General features: G+C 46.2%; 2 protein-coding genes and 1 pseudogene. All 3 read left to right on the top strand.

The window, feature by feature from the left end; genetic code table 11:
• Positions 1 to 630, top strand: a pseudogene (fliI, locus tag ACP45E_RS18395) (flagellum-specific ATP synthase FliI); the annotation flags it as partial.
• 4 nt (positions 631 to 634) lie between these two features.
• On the top strand, positions 635 to 1,087 hold the full coding sequence (gene fliJ, locus ACP45E_RS18390) for a flagellar export protein FliJ (RefSeq protein WP_017033257.1): 453 nt from the start codon (positions 635 to 637) through the stop codon (positions 1,085 to 1,087).
• A gap of 123 nt (positions 1,088 to 1,210) precedes the next feature.
• The coding region (locus ACP45E_RS18385) for a flagellar hook-length control protein FliK (protein WP_241824338.1) at positions 1,211 to 2,680 on the top strand (1,470 nt) is incomplete at its 3' end.

Here is a 2,680-nt window from a genome sequence, read left to right as displayed (position 1 = left end):
GGCTGTCAAACAGCGTTGACGGTGGCGGAATATTTCCGTGATCAAGGCTTAGATGTGCTATTGCTTATGGATTCCTTGACCCGTTTTGCCCAGGCTCAACGCGAAATTGCGTTGTCCGTAGGCGAACCTCCAGCAACGAAAGGGTACCCACCCTCGGTGTTTGCGAAGTTGCCTGCTTTGGTAGAAAGAGCAGGAAATGGCGGTGAGCATCAAGGTTCGATTACCGCATTTTTCACCGTATTAACGGAAGGGGATGATTTACAAGACCCTATCGCTGATGCCTCACGTGCGATTCTTGATGGTCACATTGTTTTATCTCGTGAAATGGCCGATGCAGGCCATTATCCAGCGATTGACGTAGAAAAATCAGTCAGCCGTGTGATGCCACAGATTACCACCGATGAACATATGCTGATGTCCAAAGCGGTAAGGCAAGTTCTTTCTATCTGTCGGAAAAACCAAGATCTTGTTTCGATTGGTGCCTATAAACCAGGTACTGACCCAGGCATTGACAGTGCGTTCACGCTTAAGCCGAGGTTGGATGAATACCTTCAGCAAAGTATGAAAGAAAGTGTGCCTTACGCGATGTGTGTCGGGATGTTGAAAAACGTTTTGCAGATAGAGTCATAGCAAAATGGAAAACGCACTAGGCTTTTTACTGGAGCAATCTAAAGACCGAGAAAACCAGGCGGTTCTGGCTCTTAATCAAGCGAACGCAGAGCTGAATAATTACTATGAGCAACTCTCCCAGATTGAAAAATACCGTTTAGATTACTGTCAGCAACTGATTGATCGTGGGAAAGAAGGATTGACGGCCAGTCAGTATGGTCATTTGAATCGATTCCTCACTCAACTCGACGAGACACTGGCGAAGCAGAAACAAGCGGAATCGCACTTTAAAAGCCAAGTCGATAATTGTCAGGCGCATTGGTTAGAAGTGCGTAAGCAGCGCCGGTCTTATGAGTGGTTGTTGGAAAAGAAACAGACAGAAAAACAAAAACTTCAAGAGATACGTGAGCAGAAACAACTCGATGAGTTTTCAACGCTGCAGTTTAGCCGTAACAAATCGAATAAGGATCTCTTTTAGCGGAAAATATTGGCTTATTTCTTGCAAAAACTAAATGCTATCTCAATTTTTAGTATCGTCTTACCGCCCGTAATCCTTATTGAGTATGGCTTAACCCGTTTTCTTGCTGAGAGTGTGACCTGTATGAATATTAATCTAAAGCCAGTTTCCGATAGCCCTAATATAAAATCTGTCCAGTCAGGCTCTGATTCAGCATCGACCTTATCAGAAGGGACAGCGTCAGAATCTGGAGGCTTTTTTGCCAAGCTGTCTGCCATGGTAGGTGGGTTGATGGACGGTGGTGAGACAAAAGGCAACGAGGAATCGTCTACTGAAACCTCGGTTAAGGCTGGTGAAAAGTCTGAAAATTCAGAAGGTAACGCAAAAGCCATTAAGGGCGCCTCTGCCGATGAAAGTGCCGACGAGATGCTTAAGCAAGCGAGTGAGTCAGATGGAACAACAGAATCAGCAAAGAGTGCAAAGAGCAGTGGTGACGATGCGGATATTGCTGCGGTAAAAGGTGATGTCGATAAACAGAAGCAGAGTGCGGAAAGTAATCGTCGTGATGAAGCGGCGAAGACCGTCAGTGAAAGTGATGAATTGTTGGGTAGGCTCAACGAATCAAATAATGCACTGAAAGACAAAGACGGCAAGCCATTGCCTCAGCAAAGTGAAATCAGCAACAGTCAACACTCAGAAGCAACAAACATGGTGGCACAAGGGGAATCTTCAGAGGGCAATAAAGTTCGTGGTGATGTCGATAACCAAACCGATCAAGAAGTGGCACTCAACGCTCAAAAATCTCAATCCGTTGATAAAAATCATTCAGTGCAACAAGAACAAACAGACACGATTCCTGACTCGATTAAGCCATTTATTGAAAACGAACAGGCCGTTGCTTCCGGCGAGCCACTTTCAGATGAGTCATTGACAGAAATGTCACAACAAACTGTGGGTCAAGGAAACAATCAAACTTCGGTATCTGAAGAAGACATTGTGGCTGCTGTGATGGCAAAACATGGCGTTAATGGCTCCCAGTCTGGTGATGGGAATACGCAGATATCCGCGAAATCGGGCCTAGAAGGTGAACAGGTATTATCCGGAGATACGGTTATCGATGTTGAAGCTACTCAAGCGGCCAACTCAGCGCAACAACTTGGAGCTCAGCAGTTAGTCTCCGAACGCACAGTCTCTCAACCATTATCAGAGCAGAGTGACGGAACAACGAACGCTCAGAATAAAACAGGCTTGTCAGAGCAAGAAGCCGCAGCGGCTGCAAGTTTAGGCGCTGGAGCCATTGCATGGAATAACCCAGTAGCAGTGGAACAAGCGAACCTAGAGCAAGCGGCTCTGCAATCAGGTCGTTCACAGGGGCAACTTCCTCAAACACAAGCAGCGGTTGCCGCGTCCGTTCAGCAGGCTTTGAATCAGTCTCCACAACCTATGTCTTCACAATCTATGTCTTCACAATCTATGTCTCCACAAATGGTTGATAAGTTAGCGATTGAAAATATGGCTTCAGCCATGCCAGCGGATTTGACTCAAAATCAACTTCAACAAATGATCGCCGCCAATGGCGCCATTCCACCAGGGGTGCATGGACAAGCCAACAAT

Origin of the sequence: Vibrio genomosp. F10 str. 9ZD137 (assembly GCF_049974785.1) — a bacterium.
Classification (GTDB): domain Bacteria; phylum Pseudomonadota; class Gammaproteobacteria; order Enterobacterales; family Vibrionaceae; genus Vibrio.
Note: the sequence above shows the minus strand (reverse complement) of the source record. Positions and strands in the feature narration are given on the sequence as shown.

Bases quoted from the DNA above. Each gene is read 5' to 3' on its own strand.
- fliJ (WP_017033257.1), top strand. From the start codon at position 635: ATGGAAAACGCACTAGGCTTTTTACTGGAGCAATCTAAAGACCGAGAA.